Raw genomic sequence first — 629 nt, 5'->3', positions numbered from 1 at the left:
GGATACAAGCACACCTTTGCGCCGCCGCAAGCTGGCCGCGAGGATCTGCTGCTGCAATGCCGGCATATGGACCCGCAATTTATTCATAGAGTTCCATCCAATCGGAGATGCCGCGTGCCGCTACGATGGCAAATGCGGTTTCGTGGTCGATGTTCTTGCTTGAAATGTTCTTGATATGTTCTTTGCTCACTAATCCATACCGCACAATCGCACTGGACAAAAGACCCTTGGCCAGACTGTCGTAGTCATACCTCTCCAAAAAATCGCGGCCCGAGCCCTTCCTCACGCGGTGGTAGATGGCTTCCGGTAACTCAGCCTTGAAGGCATCCCGTTCAAGCGCGCGATCCTTGCCACCTTGCATGTGGTGCCCGCGCTGCGCGCGTAGCGCCGCCCGGATCAAGGGCCAGAAGAGGAACACCTTGCGTTCGTCGATCTGGAAGTCTTTCAGCAATACCCGATTGAGTTCCGCGTTCCGCATCCCGAAGAACTGGAACGCTCTACTCACGCTGATCCCACGCAGCGTTTCCCCATTCGGGATCACCTGCGTCGCATCCGGTACCGACGCTCTTGCAATCGGGTTCGCCTTGAAACGCTCATCCCCGAAGAAATGCTGCCGCAGCCTGCTGGTT

1 pseudogene is annotated in these 629 nt (G+C 56.8%); it reads right to left on the bottom strand.

Annotated elements, in window-relative coordinates:
* Positions 1 to 79 precede the first annotated feature (79 nt).
* Positions 80 to 629, bottom strand: a pseudogene (locus EOD15_RS35200) (asparagine synthase-related protein); the annotation flags it as partial.

This window comes from Mesorhizobium sp. M7A.T.Ca.US.000.02.2.1 (assembly GCF_003996995.1).
GTDB lineage: Bacteria > Pseudomonadota > Alphaproteobacteria > Rhizobiales > Rhizobiaceae > Mesorhizobium.
The sequence above is the reverse complement of the archived record's forward strand: the minus strand, read 5'-3'. Positions and strand labels throughout refer to the sequence as shown.